13 protein-coding genes are annotated in these 16,224 nt (G+C 51.4%); 8 read left to right on the forward strand and 5 right to left on the reverse strand.

All coding sequences use genetic code 11. The features are described 5' to 3' along the window. Positions 1 to 50 precede the first annotated feature (50 nt). Entirely contained in the window at positions 51 to 1,322 is a 1,272-nt protein-coding gene (locus EL633_RS34190; RefSeq protein ID WP_126631681.1) for an MFS transporter, read from the reverse strand. A gap of 180 nt (positions 1,323 to 1,502) precedes the next feature. On the opposite strand from EL633_RS34190, the gene EL633_RS34195 reads away from it, so the two are divergent. Then, entirely contained in the window at positions 1,503 to 2,090 is a 588-nt protein-coding gene (locus EL633_RS34195; RefSeq protein ID WP_161982684.1) for a CGNR zinc finger domain-containing protein, read from the forward strand. A gap of 83 nt (positions 2,091 to 2,173) precedes the next feature. Here the strand turns inward: EL633_RS34195 and EL633_RS34200 are convergent, their stop codons facing one another. Both EL633_RS34200 and EL633_RS34205 read right to left on the reverse strand, forming a co-directional pair. Further along, positions 2,174 to 3,580, reverse strand: a complete 1,407-nt coding sequence (locus EL633_RS34200; protein ID WP_126631683.1) for an MFS transporter — start codon at positions 3,578 to 3,580, stop codon at positions 2,174 to 2,176. 126 nt (positions 3,581 to 3,706) lie between these two features. Then, complete coding sequence (locus tag EL633_RS34205; RefSeq protein WP_170216747.1) at positions 3,707 to 5,047, reverse strand: MFS transporter; 1,341 nt, start codon at positions 5,045 to 5,047, stop codon at positions 3,707 to 3,709. A gap of 273 nt (positions 5,048 to 5,320) precedes the next feature. On the opposite strand from EL633_RS34205, the gene EL633_RS34210 reads away from it, so the two are divergent. The 3 genes from EL633_RS34210 to EL633_RS34220 all read left to right on the forward strand — a co-directional run bounded on the left by EL633_RS34210 (position 5,321) and on the right by EL633_RS34220 (position 10,201). Beyond that, a complete protein-coding gene (locus tag EL633_RS34210; protein WP_126631685.1) occupies positions 5,321 to 7,588 on the forward strand; it encodes a sensor histidine kinase in 2,268 nt (755 codons plus the stop codon). 24 nt (positions 7,589 to 7,612) lie between these two features. Then, on the forward strand, positions 7,613 to 8,305 hold the full coding sequence (locus tag EL633_RS34215) for a response regulator transcription factor (protein ID WP_126631686.1): 693 nt from the start codon (positions 7,613 to 7,615) through the stop codon (positions 8,303 to 8,305). 234 nt (positions 8,306 to 8,539) lie between these two features. Beyond that, complete coding sequence (locus EL633_RS34220) at positions 8,540 to 10,201, forward strand: extracellular catalytic domain type 1 short-chain-length polyhydroxyalkanoate depolymerase (protein WP_126631687.1); 1,662 nt, start codon at positions 8,540 to 8,542, stop codon at positions 10,199 to 10,201. An 88-nt stretch (positions 10,202 to 10,289) separates the two neighbouring features. Here EL633_RS34220 and EL633_RS34225 read toward each other — a convergent pair whose 3' ends face one another. Continuing rightward, positions 10,290 to 11,153, reverse strand: a complete 864-nt coding sequence (locus tag EL633_RS34225; protein ID WP_126631688.1) for an alpha/beta fold hydrolase — start codon at positions 11,151 to 11,153, stop codon at positions 10,290 to 10,292. A gap of 58 nt (positions 11,154 to 11,211) precedes the next feature. Then, positions 11,212 to 12,447: an ABC transporter substrate-binding protein gene (locus EL633_RS34230; protein WP_161982685.1), complete on the reverse strand. Its 1,236-nt coding sequence runs from the start codon at positions 12,445 to 12,447 to the stop codon at positions 11,212 to 11,214. 219 nt (positions 12,448 to 12,666) lie between these two features. Here EL633_RS34230 and EL633_RS34235 point away from each other — a divergent pair, with 219 nt between their 5' ends. From EL633_RS34235 to EL633_RS34250, 4 genes are read left to right on the forward strand one after another with little or no spacing between them, the layout of a single operon-like run. Beyond that, a complete protein-coding gene (locus tag EL633_RS34235; RefSeq protein WP_126631690.1) occupies positions 12,667 to 13,584 on the forward strand; it encodes a branched-chain amino acid ABC transporter permease in 918 nt (305 codons plus the stop codon). A 16-nt stretch (positions 13,585 to 13,600) separates the two neighbouring features. Further along, on the forward strand, positions 13,601 to 14,707 hold the full coding sequence (locus EL633_RS34240; protein WP_126631691.1) for a branched-chain amino acid ABC transporter permease: 1,107 nt from the start codon (positions 13,601 to 13,603) through the stop codon (positions 14,705 to 14,707). Next, a complete protein-coding gene (locus EL633_RS34245; RefSeq protein ID WP_126631692.1) occupies positions 14,700 to 15,527 on the forward strand; it encodes an ABC transporter ATP-binding protein in 828 nt (275 codons plus the stop codon). The genes EL633_RS34240 and EL633_RS34245 overlap by 8 nt, the downstream gene beginning before the upstream one ends. Next, a complete protein-coding gene (locus EL633_RS34250) occupies positions 15,514 to 16,221 on the forward strand; it encodes an ABC transporter ATP-binding protein (protein WP_126631693.1) in 708 nt (235 codons plus the stop codon). Before EL633_RS34245 ends, EL633_RS34250 begins: the two co-directional genes overlap by 14 nt. The last annotated feature ends 3 nt before the right edge of the window (positions 16,222 to 16,224 follow it).

A 16,224-nucleotide genomic window follows, 5' to 3' on the forward strand; every position in this document is an offset into this window, starting at 1 on the left:
TTCCCTTCTTTACCAGACACCAAATCTATTCTTATAGTCTAAAAAGAGCACTATGTCATTAATGTATCAAGCTTATGGAGCCGAGGTATGGGAGAAAATAAGATCCAGAGCCAGGTTGAGAGCAGGCCCATTGCGCCCACCAGAAGTGTAAATTGTAATCCGATCCAGGCTCCGAGAAAGCCTCCCAGGAGAGATCCTAAAGGAAGAGCACCCGAGACGAGCAAGCGATAACTGGCATTAGCACGTCCCCGCAAGTGATCTGGTATGATGACCTGACGAATGCTATTTACATGGACATTGCATCCGGTAATTCCTATACCCTGGAGAAAAAAAGCGCATACCAGTATGATCAATGAGTTGCTAGTTGAACCTGTCATAAATGGGAGCACAAGCATAGGCGCATCGCTAAGGGCTGCCGTTGCAACAATAGTCAGTCCTACACCGATACGGCGAGCGATGCGACCTGTAAGCAAGGCTCCGCATAGAGCACCCACGCTGCCAACTGCGAAGAGCAGGCCAATGCTGCCTGAATTGTAATGTAATTCGCGTATCGCGTACAGGAAAAATATGGTCAGGATGACTTGCCAGAACAGATTATAGGTGGCAGCTTCACCTGCAAATGCGCGCAGGTAACGGTTGGTAAAAGTGGTATGGAAGCCCTCACTGATCTCATGTGGAATGCTATGCAGGTTGGTCGCTGATGTTGGTTTTGGCTCAGGAGTACGAATGAGTGCCAGACTGATAGCCGCTACGAGGAAAGAGAACGCATCTACGGCAATGGTGAGTGGTGCTGAAATGTACTGCACCAGCCAGCCAGCCAGGCCAGGACTACTGATCTCCGCGATAGACTGGCTTACGCTGAGTTTACTGTTCCCTTCCAGTAGATCGTCTCTCGGTATGAGTGCTGGCAGAAATGCCTGGAAGGCCAGAGAGGTAAACACTGCCAGGCATCCAACCAGTACCGCAATAAGATATAAATACTCCATGCGTAACCAGCCTATCAAGGCCAGTAGCGGGATCAAACTCAACAGGATTGCTTGCCCAATATTGGTCACCAGGAGAATCGGACGGCGGCGCTGGTGGTCTATCCAGACTCCCGCTAATAGCGTGAGAAACAAGAACGGGGCAAAGCCGGCTGCATAGAGGAATCCTAACTCTATTGATGTTGCCTTAAACAACAACACAGCAGTTAGTGGCAACGCAATGGTGGTCACCTGTGATCCAACCATGGAAACTGTTTCTCCAGCCCACACCTTCAAAAAATCAGCATGGCGCCAGAGAGCCCCAAAAGGAGCGCGACTATCTAATTTGACATGCGACATGAATTCATCCTTGACGGCTACTATCTTACCTGCTAAATTATATTTGTTGGTAAGATGATAACAGGAAGATGTATTACCTGTCAAGTAAATTTTGCTGGTAAGAATATCATTGAGGTATGTGCCATGCAGGCAAGTACAACTATGTTTGAGAACCTGAGCCTATTAGGGGGAAGACTTTGTTTGGATTTCACGAATACCGTAGATCCACGCATTGGTAATTCCCCCCGTGAATTCCTGACGAACTATGCTGACCTGGCACGCTGGAGTTTATATGTAGGGGTGCTTGATGAAAGTGAAGCGGAAAGACTGCTCCAATGTGCGGAGCAGCAGCCTGAAGAGGCCGCCAGCGTCTTTGAACGAGCCATTGTCTTGCGTGAGGTGCTGTATAGAACATTTGCTGCGCTCGCACACAATCTGGTCCCTGAGCCTGCTGACCTGGATCTGCTGAAGACTGCCTTTGTTGAGGCCATGACGCCTGCACAACTTATTCCTACAACCCATGGTCTACAATGGGACTGGACAGCGAGAAAGAACGAACTTGAGCAGATGTTATGGCCGGTAGTGCGCTCAGCCATTGAGTTGTTAACAACGCCTGAGGAGATCAAGCGCGTTAAAGAGTGTCCTGGTATTAACGATTGTGGTTGGCTCTTTCTGGATACAAGTAAGAATGGTAGTCGGCAATGGTGTAGCATGGAAGGCTGTGGTAGCCGCGCCAAGATGCGTCGGCAATATGCCCGTAAGCGCTCGGGGAAGCCGCAACGCTCATAAGTACCTGGCTTGTATGGACGCTAAACACATTGTATGTGCCTGGATCATAGATCCAAACACATACAATTGAGAAAGCAAGAGATTTAGTCTTCGCCAGCCAGGATCAGGACAGGGCTGACTTTATCTTCTTCGGTACCAGAGATATCGGCGTGTGTCATTTCTTTAAGTCCGAGGACGGACACAAATGAGATGCTTGATAGGACAATGACATAGATCGAAACGGCTTGCCAGGAGCCAGCACCAATGTTGACGACGACGTCACTACGTCCAAGGGCGGACAGCGTGGTTTTGCCATTCAGTAAGAGTAAGGCGATAATCGGAGCCAGTCCTCCAGCCAGGGGGGCCGCCAATTGATAGCCGAGTGAGGCACCACTGTAGCGTGAGCGGGTACTGAAGCGTTCGGCGATCATAGCTGCCTGCGGTCCATAGACCCAGGAATGGAAGATTGCCAGCGAGAGAATAACGGCCAGGGCAAAGAGCACGGGCGAGCCACTATTCATTAATAGATAGTATGGGAAGGCGAAGGCGATCATCAGTCCACAACCGATCAGGTACCAGAGACGGCGACCAACACGATCGGAAAGCGCACCGAATACCGGAATGGTGCACATCTCCAGGATGGCGGCCGCCACGATGCTGTTCAAGATCATGGTTTTGCTGAGGAGCAGTTTATCGACGCCATAGGTGACCACAAAGGTCGCGAAGAGATAGAATGGTGCCTGTTCAACAAAGCGTGAGCCTGCACTCAGTAAAATCTCAGGGGTGCTATGGCGAAAAGCATGCAGCAAAGGCGATGAGGCCTCACGGTTCTGCTCTTTGACTTTAGCGAAGAGCGGAGTTTCCATGATCCGCAAGCGGATATAGAGTCCGATGATGATCAGCAAGGCACTTACAAAGAAGGGAATGCGCCATCCCCAGGATAAGAAGCTATCGGCACTCATGGATGCCTGGACGATATCAACCGCGATGGTGGAGAGTGCCAGACCCAGTGGCGCACCGAGCTGTGGCCAGCTTGCCCAGAAACCACGATTGCTTTTATGACCATATTCCATAGCTAGCAGGACCGAACCGCCCCATTCGCCGCCCACTCCCAGTCCCTGACACAGGCGCATTATCGTCACCAGGATCGCGGCAGTTATACCCAGGGTGGCATAACCCGGTAGAATACCGATGATAAAGGTGGAGATACCCATCAACATCAGTGTCGCGACCAGCGTAGATTTACGCCCGATCTTATCCCCCATATGTCCAAAAATCGCGCCACCAAACGGGCGCGCAAGAAAACCAACCAGGAAGGTTAACAATGACAGTAACGTACCTACAGTATGATCAGAGGTTGGGAAAAAGAGTTTGGGAAAGACCAGGGTTGCCATGGTACCATACAGGAAAAAATCATACCACTCAATGGCGGTACCGATCGTACTCGAGATAATGACTGTACGCATTTGTTGAGGAGTTGGATCATCTACGGATGAAATATTTGTGGCCATTACGATCCTCCTTTGGAATATAGCAGGTTGAAAAAAAGATGTGCCTGAACTGCATGTATGTATCAGCGTCGATACGCAGGTTGGCTCTATTGCCTGTTACGAACCCCCTTTCCATGTACTCTAAACTTATACCCGCGCTTCAACCGCATCCTGTCCGGTATAATCCTTCAGAAAGAGAGCGGCCAGCAGGGATATCAGGGCCATGGCCATTAGGTACATGGCGATTAATACCCAGACTGGATAGGTTGAGCTGTGGGGTTGGGCACGGCTCAATAGATACGTTGCGATGATTGGAGCGGGCCCGCCAGCGATAATCGAGGCCAGTTGATAGCCAAGAGTCGCGCCAGTATAGCGAAATTGTGTAGGAAAGCGTTCGGCGATCAAGGCTGCCTGCGGTCCATAGAGGCAGGCATGGCAGCCACCTAAAGAGAGCGCAATCGCCAGGATGATCAAGATTGGATTGCCGCTATTAAAAAAGAGGAAATATGGCAAGGCCCAGGAACCCATCAGGAGCGCTCCATAGATGGTCAGGCGGCGCCGCCCAATGCGATCTGATAGTGTTCCATAAATGGGAATGGTGATGCAGGCGATCAGCGCAGCCAGGATCAGTCCACGATAGAGCAACGATGCATCCCAGTGCAGGACCTCAATGCCATACGAGAGCATAAAGGTCGTAAAGATATAAAAGGGTGCCTGCTCTCCCGAGCGCACCAGCGCTGAGAGCAGAATCTCACGCCAGTAGCGTCGCCAGGTCTGACGGACAATACTCTGGGTCTGTTGTCGCTGCTGGATACTGAGAAAGGCCGGTGTTTCCGGGATGCGCAGACGAATATACAGGCCAACCAGCAAGAGCATCGTACTCAGGAGAAAAGGCATGCGCCAGCCGATACTCTGGAAGGCATCGCCTGGATAAAGATTTTTAAAGAGGAGCAGCGAAGCCACAGACAGACCCAGACCTACGAGTGCGCCTGTTTGAGGCCAGCTGGTCAAAAAACCACGCCGCCCAGGATTGCCAAACTCCATCGTCAGCAGGACCGAACCGCCCCATTCTCCACCGACACCAACCCCCTGCAAAAAGCGCAGCAGTGCCAGGAGGAGCGGAGCCGCGATTCCAAGTGTGGCATAGCCCGGCAGTACGCCGATCAACATCGTGGAGATACCAATTAACAGCAAGGTCGTCGCCAGCGTTGGCTTACGTCCGACGCGATCGCCGAAGCGGCCAAAGAAGATACTGCCCAGCGGGCGAGCTACAAAGCCGACGAAATTTGTCGTAAACGCAGCAATCACACCGGCATAAGGATTAAGTCCGGGAAAAAAGACCGCAGGAAATACAGTGACAGCCAGAAAGCCATAATAAAAAAAATCCAACCACTCAATCGCCGAGCCGATCGTGCTGGCAACAATAATGGGAAACATCGACTCATGGGTAGCCGTATCCTCTGTGGTATCGAAGCGCAAAGTTGTCATGAAACCTCCTAACCTCTTGCGGCTCTGCATATATCAGTCAGGATAACAGCTATCGCCAGTGCCTGAAAAGCGTGAGATCTGTGTTTCTCTCGGTGTCGACCAGGGTTAAAAGTAAGTATACGCATCAGGAGTAACAAAGCCATAAACGGAACATATTTTGATGTAAACAAAAATATAAACATTTTACAGGGGAGGGTATAAAGAGTTGAATTGCTCGTCATATTAGCGCATACTATAACCACGCGAGCACAGTTTCTTAAACGAGGTTAAACGATGCTGAAAATACTGGAACGCAAAATAACCTTGCAACTACTGGTCTTTTATGGCTTATTTGTTATTCCGCTGGTGCTCGGTGGGGCTGAACTCTATTTTTTTCAATACGATGCATTACAGCAGAACGCACAACAGGCGGATGTAAGTCTGGCGCAGGCGTTGGCCCAGGACGTACAGACCTATGTACAAGGAAGCGTTAAAGAGGCCCAGGAACTGGCGCAAAGTCCGGCCGCGACTCAGCTGATGCCTACCCAGCTGAGCGCACAATTCAGTATCTCTAAATGCATCCATCCCGAGATTGGCCAGTATCGCATATATGCTGCTACAGGCAGGTTGCTTCTCACCTATCCTCAGCCATCCTTGAATAAGACACAAAACTTCAATGCACTGGCTGGTTTGCAGAGATTACAGAATTCCAGCGAAGCCTTTCTCCTGATGGGACAGAGTGATCAAGCAAGCAAGAGCTATACGGTGGCGATTGCCGCTCCGATCAGGCGTGGTCAGCATCAATTGGCTGGAATGATTGTCCTTACGCTACTGCAACAGCAATTGAAGCCACATCTGCTGGCCGTGCAGCAGCAGTTTAAAAAAAATGGTGAGATGCGCATCTGGATTATGGATAGTCAGGGTACAGCTATCGTCAATACGCAAAGTACAGCCTCTAACATATCCCTGATTCAACGTATTCCAGGTTTAAGTAATGCCCTGCATGGTAATGTGGGGAATGTGGTGGCTAGAGATGAGCAACGTGAATGGCTGTATAGCTATGTACCCATGCCTGAAACCAACTGGGTGGTCGCGGTTGGCCGACCGTTGGATGATACATTCGCTACCGTGATCAGTTTTCAACATAGCTTGATTATCGCCCTGATCATGTTGCTGGTGGGGGCCAGCGTCTTCTGGTTTGTCATGCATGGCTGGGTGGTTGCGCCCCTGTCAAGGTTGGCGCAGGCCGCCACGATGATTAAGCCCGATCAGGCCAGAAAAGTCACCAATCACCGCCTGCTGGTGCGTGAAAAGAGTCGGCAGGACGAGATTGGGCGACTGGTAAATGCCTTCTCAGAGATGGAAGACGAGATTCATACCCTGTTCCGTAAGAGCGATGAGCAGAGCTATACGCGCCTCCAAACCCTGGATGCCCTGCTGTGCAGCATGGATGAAGGGGTATTACTGGAAGATCCAGCGGGCGAAGTGGTCTATGCTAATCATCATTTTACCCGTTTCGTCGGCATGTCAGCTCCGACCATCTCACAAGATACTTTCCAGAGCAAACATTTGACCGAGCGTATGGACGCGCTGGTAGAAAAGCCAGAGGCTTATTTAGAGGCGCTACACCAGGCTGAGAGCGGATCTGGACCACAGGTAATTGAATTCCAGGTACACGGCTACTATAACCAACTTGGCCAGCTTGTACCGGTACGGCGGCATATACGCATGCGCCTGTTTCAAGTGCGCGATATGTCAGATCGGGTCATTGGACGCGGGAAGATCATGAATGATGTTACGCGGCAAAATGAGGCTGAACAGGTCAAAAAGAACCTGCTGGCCATCGTTTCACACGAGCTCCGTACACCACTGACAACCATCAAAGGATATGCCACCAGCCTGTTGGAGACCGATATTGAGCTCGATGAAGCCATGCAGCGAGAGTTTCTCCAGCGTATCGTGGGAGAAGGCGATCGTATGGCCGAGCTGGTCACCAGCCTGTTAGAGATGTCGCAACTGGAAGCCGGTACCCTTAAACTATCTCCCAGTCTATGTCGGCTGGATATTTTGCTGACCAGGGTCATCGAGAATGTTGAGAATGGACATTTGCAGATCCGCCTTGCTGTACCGGCCGAGGTGCCTGTGATTTATCTTGATCAACGTCGTATTGAAATGGTCTTGCGGAACCTGTTAGAGAACGCCCAGCGTTATGCCGGCGGGGAGTCTGAGGTCACGATCAAGGTATGTTACACTCACGAGCCAGAAGAGAACGGCATCCGTTTGAGTCTAGAGGATAATGGTCCCGGTCTGCCTGTTAACCTGACCGAGCGTATCTTTGATAGTTTTTATCAAGTTGATGGAGGCCGTGCACGTAGTAGTAGTGGAGTTGGCCTGGGACTGGCCATTTGCCGTGGCTTTGTCGAGGCCCATGGTGGCCGTATCTGGGCCGAGAACCGTAGCAATGGCGCAACTGGTGCGATCTTCCATATCTGGTTGCCCGCGCGTCTCCTGCATGTTCCCAACTCACCGGCAAGTCCCTTTAAACTAGAAGAAGCATTCTAGTCTAGCAAGAAAGAGTGTCAATGTATGCCACTGGAAAAACATATCCTTGTCGTAGAAGACGAGCCAGGTATCCAGGATTTTGTGCAGCGTAACCTGGAACTACGGACCTTCAAGGTCTCGCTGGCCAGCAATGGGCTGGAGGCCCTGGACCTGTTTGAGAAGAGCAATTTTGCGCTGGTAATCCTGGATATCATGATGCCACGAATGGATGGCCTGGAAGTGTGTCGGCGTATCCGCAAAAGCAGTACCGTCCCCATTATTATCCTGACCGCCCTTGGGGAAGATGGCGATAAAATCGCGGCCCTGGAGCAAGGCGCCGATGATTATCTGACCAAGCCATTTAGCATCGGTGAATTGCTGGCTCGTATCAAGGCCGTACTGCGCCGTAACCACTGGGCAGACCACCCGATCTCTGCTGGCATACGGCGTTTTGGTAATCTGGAAATCGACTTTGAGCAGCGTCGTGTCTGGAAAGACAGCATCCTGGTCAAATTATCGCCGACCGAGTTCGAGTTATTGCAAGAACTCGCGCTCCATCCAGATAAGATCTTCACCCACGAAGCCCTGCTCAGGCGCGTCTGGGGCAGCGAATATCGTAGTGAAGCTGAATATCTACGCGTCTACATCGGTCGCCTGCGTCGCAAACTTGAACATAATCCCTCTCAGCCCACACACATCTTGACCGAACCCGGAATCGGTTATTATATGGTCGGCTAAATATTTTCCTGATGGTGCAGAGTCACTTGACAATTTGTGTCATTATCTGATATATGAATCATGTGTCATATTTCTGTACTGCTCTAATTGTGTATCGTTACCTGATAGATAGTATTGAGAAATCCAACTTTGTAGCCTGGCTCTTGAGGTACTCATTGTTGAGTACTGTTTTGCAGCGCTGCGCGTATTTTTGCGCATCGTTATCTCATGACACAGTTGTGAGAGGAGGCTTCCATGTCAAAGCTGTTACGCTACCTTGCTGTCCTGACACTGATCCTGGTGAGCCTGTTAATGTTTAGCGCGCCATTTATCCATCGTGTGTATGCCAGTAGCGGTACTTTTACGCAGTACACGTATAGTGGATCAGCCGGCAGTCGTCCTTATTATGTTTACACTCCCGCTAATTATCAGGTTGGTACCGTTGTACCAATGGTCGTCATGTTGCATGGATGTACACAAAACCCGACAGATTTTGCCAATGGTACGCAGATGAACGCGCTGGCAGATCAGAAGCAATTTATTGTGGTCTATCCGCAGCAGACGAGTAGCGATAACTCTTCCTCATGTTGGAACTGGTTTCAGCCTGCCGATCAGGCACGTGGAAGTGGTGAGCCAGCAATCATTGCTGGTATTGCGCAGACCGTCAAGCAGGCGACTTCCAAATGGACGATTGATAGTAATCGTGTGTATGTCGCGGGTATGTCGGCGGGTGCGGCGATGACCGCGATCATGGGGGCAACCTATCCCGATATCTTTGCAGCCATTGGTGTGCATTCTGGTCTGGAATATCAGGCGGCCACTTCACTGACAGCAGCCACGATGGCGCAGTCGCAGGGTGGCCCCAGTCCAACCCAGCAGGGACAGGCAGCCTATAATGCCATGGGCAGTGCCGCCCGTGTCGTTCCGACCATCGATTTCCAGGGGCAGAGCGATTATACTGTCTATCCGGTCAATGGCGATCAGGTAATCCAGCAATGGATGCAGACCGATCATCTGGCCTCAAACGGAACCTATGCGGCCAGTTTTAGCAGCCCTTCGACCACGACCAATGGTCAGGCACCAGGCTCTAACGGACGTGCTTATACCGTCTTAACCTGGAATAATACCAGTGGCAACGAAATCGAGGAATACTGGAAAATTGCTGGCATGGGGCATGCCTGGTCAGGTGGTAGTAGTAGTGGCTCGTATACAGACCCCAATGGTCCCAGTGCCACCAATGCCATGTATACCTTTTTCATGAACCATCCCATGAATAACCAGAATCCGACGCCAACACCAACTCCAGTGACCACGCCAACGCCGACCCCAATTGTGACACCGACCCCGAGTGCCACCGCGACGCCACCTTCTACACATACCATTACCCTGTCCTCGCTGGCTGGCGAAGATGGCTATATCTATCCTAATGATGGTATCCCGATGGGAGCGCTGGCCTATCTACAGGCTGGCTCAACCTCGCTCAACCAGGCTGAGATAAGCATTGTCTCGTTTGATACCAGCCAGATTCCGGCCGGGTCAAGCATTGTCAGCGCAATCCTGACACTTTATCGTTATGATCCCTATTTCTATCAAGGGGATCTAGGCGCCATCAGTGCGGACATCTCGCCCATTGGCGGTTTCAATGGCAATAATGCTCTGGAACAGGCTGACTATAACGCTGGTTCTGGTCAGAACAATGTTGGTACCTTCAATATTGTGCCCACGCAGGCACAACAGGCTACCAGTGATACCATTGCCTCTAGTGCCTTCCCATACATCAATGTTAGTGGCCACACCCAGTTCCGCATCCATTTCCAGACGCCAACAAAGAACACCTATCAAATGGATGTTATGGATTTCTATAGTGGAGATTCCAGTGGAGCCTATGTGCCCGTGTTGAAAGTCCAGTATCGATAGAGCTATTGTTGGCTTGAAAAGACCAGGACAGCAAGCACACGCCTGCTGTCCTGGATTATGTATCTACATCAAGTTCTATGGATTAAAACTATGAGACGAAAGCACGTATGACTCTGGCTGGTTCTGGTTCTACATTGAAGAGCAGGGTATAGTGATTGAGCGTCGGAAAATTCATAAACTGGTTGTGTGCTATGGCGTGCTGCATATCTGTAGCTGCTTTTTCTAATAGTATTTGATCACCTTGTTGGAGTAGTCCCTGACCGGCGCGGAGGATCAAGGTGGGCACATGCACGTTGGCCCACTGCTCTTCAGGCCTGGCTTCATTGGCATGGAGTCCTTCTTCCAGGATGCCTTCACGGTAGCTACGAGAGACAACTGAGCCATCGCTTTGTATGGAGACATCATGCTCAAAATAGATATCCATATACTCGTTCCAGTAGGGACCCAGGAATGGAGCTGTTTTGAGGCGCTGAATGTATTCTGCATATGAAGGGACCGCCACACCCAGACGGCTGATGGCCGCAACTAACCAGGCAGGCTGATCCTCATATGTTTGCCAGGGGAGGGGAGCACCGCCATCCGCCAGGATGAGCTTGCTTAATTGGTTAGGGTAGTGGGCAGCAAAATAGAGTGAGATTAAAGCGCCCAGCGAATGTCCCAGTACGATTGGCTGCTCCAGTTCTAATGTCGTGATCAATGCGGACAGGTCAGCCGCATGAATGGGGACGCTATAGCCATGTTCTGGTCGGTCGCTCTGACCACGTCCCCGCAGATCATATGCAAAGACACGATGATCACGTGCCAACTCTTCTGCATAGGCCTGGAAGCAAAAAGCATTGGCCGTCAAGCCATGGGCACAGATAACCGCTGGCCCATGAGTTCCCCATTGAACATAGTGATGGGTAAGTCGATCTGTCGTCACAAATGTATCGCTGACAGGTTGTAGTAACATAGCTTTTCATCCTTTATACACCGCCTGGAGGTAAGCAATACCTCCAGGACTGACTGTATTATGGCCAGACTTGCGCGGCTTTGATAAAATCACTGACTTGCGTAAGTTGAGCTTTTTTGATCTGAAGGAACATAAAATCGCTGACACCACCATGTTTATCAGGTGTCCAGGTCAGGCTGGGGCCAAAGCCGGTATCATAATTACTGAAATCATGATCCAGGGCGTTGCGCAGACTATCACGGGTCAGGTCTTTGCCCGCTTTCATTAAGGCATCTGAGAATATCTTGGCATTGATATAGCCATAAAACTTGTACGCACTAAAGCTTGTATCAGCAGAGGTGGCTTTTAGATACTCCTGACCAATTGGCGCGGCGGTACTGGTATAGCCACTGACATAGGTATCCTCGCCTGCGGGTCCCAGAACTTTCGCCCAGGAATTATCGGCCATAGGATAGTTGGCCAGGTAACCCATGGGTGGATGATAGCCCTGACTGGTCGCTGCCGCGATAAACTTAGCAGTAGGACCAGGGAGACCATTCAGCACAATGATATCTGGATGGGCCGCCTTCATTGTCTGGACCGCCGCCGTAAAGTCGGTCTGGGTAGCATTATACCCGACCGATGTAGACAATTGGGCCCCATTTTTTTGGAGAGACTCACCCAGAGTCGTTTTTTGCTGCAAGCCCAGGACATCATTCTCATAGAGCAGGCCAACCGTTTTCGCATGCTGCTTATTCGTCAAATAGTAGCCGATAACATGGCCTTCATCGCCATAATTAGGCTGCGTCATCCAGACCCATGGTAAGGCTTTGCCCTGGGCATCATTGAATTTGGAGCCACCTCCAATGGGATCAACAAAAGGAATTTGTTTGGCATTCGTGTAACTACTGGCTACATTGGCATTCCCCGAGCCGCAAACCTGGAACAGGGCGAACGCATTATTTTGCTCAAAGAGTTGACGTACCGCACCCTTCGTTTTGGTGGAGTTGCCATCATCACTGACCTGGACCAGCTTCACCTTACGGCCATTGATGCCTCCCGCCGCATTAATCTTGTCAAAATAAAGTTGATCACCAGCCAGGATTGGTGCGCAGATAACTTTCAAAGGACCGGTGGTATCCAATACCGCCCCAATTGTGATTGTGTCGTTACTCACACCAGGTACATTCGCCGCTGGTGAGGGACCGCTATTAGGGTTGCCACCATTGCAGGCTGCCAGCGTAAACATGGCGGCCGCGGCAACCAGCAACACCGCATAGCGTTTTCCGCCCCGAAGCCGTGTAAAAAGATCCATGCCTTTTTGCTCCCTTTGGTTTAACACCACGTATGCGTGGTCAGGAATATGATACATGAGTCATGTTTCACATATAACCGATATGAGTATCAAATGTCAAGGGTGCAAAAAAACATCTCTTGACAGCAACAGCATCTTCATGGCATGATACATAAGACATGACTCACCTGTCATGTTGGCGCTAGTGAATGGAAATTATAGCCGACGGAGGCAGATGCAATGATCGCATTTTTGCAAGTCGTCATAGCGGGACTGGTAACAGGCAGTCTGTATGGGCTATTAACGTTAGGGATCGTTTTGATCTACCGTACCACTGGAGTACTTAATTTTGCTTATGGGGCCATCGCCGCCCTGTGCGCCTGTTTTATGTATATTTTGTTGACCGTGGCACGACTTAATTTCTGGCTGGCCTTGCTGCTCACACTAATCTTCGCGCCGCTGCTGGGGATTGTACTGGAGCGAGGTTTTGCGCGGCCCGTGCTGCATGCTCCTATCTTTACCAAAGCGATTGCCACCCTGGCGCTGGCGCTGGTACTGGAAACAATCATCCAGGCGATCTGGCCGCAACTGGCTGAGGTGCAGCACTTCTCCACACCATTTGAGGGCCAGGCGATCCGTCTGGGAGGGCTGTATATTTCAGCCATCGATATAGTGATTCTGGTGGTGACCGCGGCTTTGATGCTGGGGTTAAACCTCTTTCTGCTGCGCACCCGGTTGGGTATCGCCATGCGCGCCATGGCCGATAGTATTCCAGCGACACGCCTGATGGGAGCCTCGGTGGGACGGATCTTTATGCTGGTCTGGGCCATGAGTTCATTTCTGGCAGCCATTTGCGGTATTTTACTGGCGGGCCAGAGCAATCTCATCAATGTCCAATTTATGGACCCGATCCTCCTACCTGCATTTATTGGGGCCGTACTTGGTGGATTGGATAGCCTGCCTGGATCTTTGATTGGAGGTATCCTGGTTGGGCTGGTCAGCAATCTCTTAGCCTACCTGCTGGCCGGTCATACTATTGGATCACTCGATATCGGCAATCCGGCGATCCGTGATAGCGTAATTTTTGCTGGTTTTGTGATTGTATTGCTGATCAGGCCCCAGGGGTTGCGTGGTCGTGCGCTGCTACGGCGTGTATAGCAAAGGAGGTGTGGTAATGACACAAAAGCCGACAATGGATCAAGTGTCCGGTCCAGATGTAGCGGCGCAGCCAGAGGTAGAGTCGCGCAGAAAACCGGGTCTTATCTTACAACTCAAAAATCAACGGAACTGGTTGGGAAGTATCTGTGGCATCCTGGCATTGATCGTTCTGCCACAGGTGTATGACCAGTTCTTCGGTTCAAGTTCAGCCTTCCAATTGCACCGGATCTCACTGATCGGTATTTTCATCCTGGCGGCCCTGGCCCAGAATATCCTCACCGGCTATGCGGCCCAACCTTCCTTGGGCAATGCCGCCTTCTTTGGGGTCAGCGCATATATTCTGACCTGGTTGAGCAGCGACCTGGGTCAGCCCTACTGGATTGGCATTCTGGTCGCGGTTCTGGTCTCGGCCCTGCTTGGTGTGCTCGTTGGTAGTCCGGCCCTGCGTATCTCCGGTGCCCATCTTGCCGTAGCTACTCTGGGACTGGTAACCACGGTCGGAACATTGCTGAATTACTGGGATACCACGGCAGGGCGGCAGAATTATGATCTGAGCAACCTGCCAGATTTTTTAAATGATGATCACACGCTCTATTATTTTATCTTTGCTATCGTTGTTTGTTTGCTCTTCTTAAGCTATCATCTTCTCCATTCGCGGGTCGGACGGGCCTGGATCGCTATTCGAGACAACGAAACGGCGGCCGAAGCCTTTGGCATCAATCTGACCAAATATAAGTTACAGGCATTTGTGATTAGCGCCGCCATGACCGGGCTGGCTGGTGCCCTCTATGCCACCTGGGCCACCACGGCCTCATCAAGTATGTCGAGTGCGGACCAGACCATCGCCTTTCTGGCCATGATCGTCGTAGGTGGATTAGGCTCATTGACAGGATCAGTCCTGGGAGCTATTTTTGTGGGTTTTCTCCCGGTGCTGCTGGGCCAATTACCCAGTCCTATGCTGATTGGCACATTCCAATTGCAGATCTCAACCCTGATTACAGGCATCTATGGCTTACTGCTCCTGCTTGTCCTGATCTTCTTTCCCAGTGGATTGAGTAGTCTGGGAGCACGGGCCGGCAACTGGCTACAACGTAACTGTAGCGGGGAGGAGCAGCATGGCTGAGGTGATGCAAGCAGGTCCATTGTTGGAAATCCAGCACCTGAGCGTGCGCTTTGGTGGCCTCACCGCAATCAATGAACTGGACCTGCAGATTGCGGAAGGAGAAATTTTCGCGCTGGTCGGTCCTAATGGCGCGGGGAAAACAACCGTGCTCAACTGTATCAGCGGGCTGATCAAGCCTGCCGCCGGCAGCATTCGCTTTGCTGGAAACGAACTGTTGTCCTTACAGGCTCATCAGCGTGCCTCGCTTGGTATCGGGCGCACGTTTCAGCAATTGCAGCTATTCAATAGTATGACCGTCCTGGATAATTTGCTGACTGCTCGCCATACCCAATTGCACGCAGGTATCCTCTCGGGCATCCTACCTTTTGGACGCAGTAAACGCGAAGATGCCAGTACCCGGCAGCAGGCCATGGACACACTGGTCCTGCTTGGATTAGAGAGTTATGCCCGGCGTAATACTGGTTCGCTTCCATTTGGGGTTCAGAAACTGATCGGCGTGGCCCGTGCCTTGGTGCTGCACCCGCGCCTGTTGCTCCTTGACGAGCCAGCCGCAGGCGTGCCGCCCCAGGAGGTACAGGAACTGGCAGCCCGCTTACGGTCCTGGCAAAACGAACTGGGTACGACCCTGCTCCTGATCGAGCATAATATGCGCCTGGTACAGGCCGTGGCTGATCGTATCTGTGTACTGGATTATGGCCGTAAACTGGCCGAAGGTGCGCCTGGAATCGTCCTGAGCAATCCCGCTGTCCTGGAAGCCTATCTGGGACGGGGCGCTACGAAGAAAGTGCAACAGGAGGGGATCACGCATGCTGAAAGTTGAACAGCTACATGTTGGCTATGGCTCACTCGAAGTCCTGCATGGTATCTCTTTTGAGGTGCCACAGGGAGCCATCGTCGCTATCTTAGGCTCCAATGGTGCTGGTAAAACCACGCTGATGCGCGCCTTGAGCGGACTGATCCCCATCAAAGCTGGTAATATTGAACTGATGAGTAAACCACTCAGACGGCTGGCGGCCGAAAGGCGCCTACGGGAAGGATTGGCCCTGGTACCTGAGGGACGTGAGCTATTTGGCTCGCTCACGGTACGTGAAAATCTGTTGATGGGAGCTTATACGCGCCATTCACGTATCGAGATCGAACAGGACATTGAGCGTATTCTAACGCGATTTCCACGCCTGAAAACGCGTCTACAGGCGCACGCGGCTAGCTTAAGTGGTGGCGAAGGCCAGATGCTCGCGATCGGGCGTGCCCTGATGTCGCATCCGCGCCTGCTCTTGCTTGACGAACCATCACACGGCCTAGCCCCGATCATCGTAGAAACCGTTTTTGAAGTCATCGAGCAATTGAACCGTGAAGAAGGCCTGACCATCGTACTGGTTGAGCAGAACGCCCATCAGGCCCTGGACGTGGCGCATACCGCCTATATTTTACAGAGTGGCAGCATTGTCCTCAATGGAGAGGCGACGGTATTGACCGCCAATTCAGCCGTCCAGGAACTATACATGGGTGGATAACGA

Source organism: Dictyobacter alpinus (assembly GCF_003967575.1).
GTDB classification, from domain to species: Bacteria; Chloroflexota; Ktedonobacteria; order Ktedonobacterales; family Ktedonobacteraceae; genus Dictyobacter; species Dictyobacter alpinus.

Bases quoted from the DNA above. Each gene is read 5' to 3' on its own strand.
- EL633_RS34250 (WP_126631693.1), top strand. From the start codon at position 15,514: ATGCTGAAAGTTGAACAGCTACATGTTGGCTATGGCTCACTCGAAGTC.
- EL633_RS34205 (WP_170216747.1), bottom strand. From the start codon at position 5,047: ATGACAACTTTGCGCTTCGATACCACAGAGGATACGGCTACCCATGAG.
- EL633_RS34245 (WP_126631692.1), top strand. From the start codon at position 14,700: ATGGCTGAGGTGATGCAAGCAGGTCCATTGTTGGAAATCCAGCACCTG.
- EL633_RS34225 (WP_126631688.1), bottom strand. From the start codon at position 11,153: ATGTTACTACAACCTGTCAGCGATACATTTGTGACGACAGATCGACTT.
- EL633_RS34215 (WP_126631686.1), top strand. From the start codon at position 7,613: ATGCCACTGGAAAAACATATCCTTGTCGTAGAAGACGAGCCAGGTATC.
- EL633_RS34190 (WP_126631681.1), bottom strand. From the start codon at position 1,322: ATGTCGCATGTCAAATTAGATAGTCGCGCTCCTTTTGGGGCTCTCTGG.
- EL633_RS34200 (WP_126631683.1), bottom strand. From the start codon at position 3,580: ATGGCCACAAATATTTCATCCGTAGATGATCCAACTCCTCAACAAATG.
- EL633_RS34210 (WP_126631685.1), top strand. From the start codon at position 5,321: ATGCTGAAAATACTGGAACGCAAAATAACCTTGCAACTACTGGTCTTT.
- EL633_RS34235 (WP_126631690.1), top strand. From the start codon at position 12,667: ATGATCGCATTTTTGCAAGTCGTCATAGCGGGACTGGTAACAGGCAGT.
- EL633_RS34230 (WP_161982685.1), bottom strand. From the start codon at position 12,447: ATGGATCTTTTTACACGGCTTCGGGGCGGAAAACGCTATGCGGTGTTG.
- EL633_RS34240 (WP_126631691.1), top strand. From the start codon at position 13,601: ATGACACAAAAGCCGACAATGGATCAAGTGTCCGGTCCAGATGTAGCG.
- EL633_RS34220 (WP_126631687.1), top strand. From the start codon at position 8,540: ATGTCAAAGCTGTTACGCTACCTTGCTGTCCTGACACTGATCCTGGTG.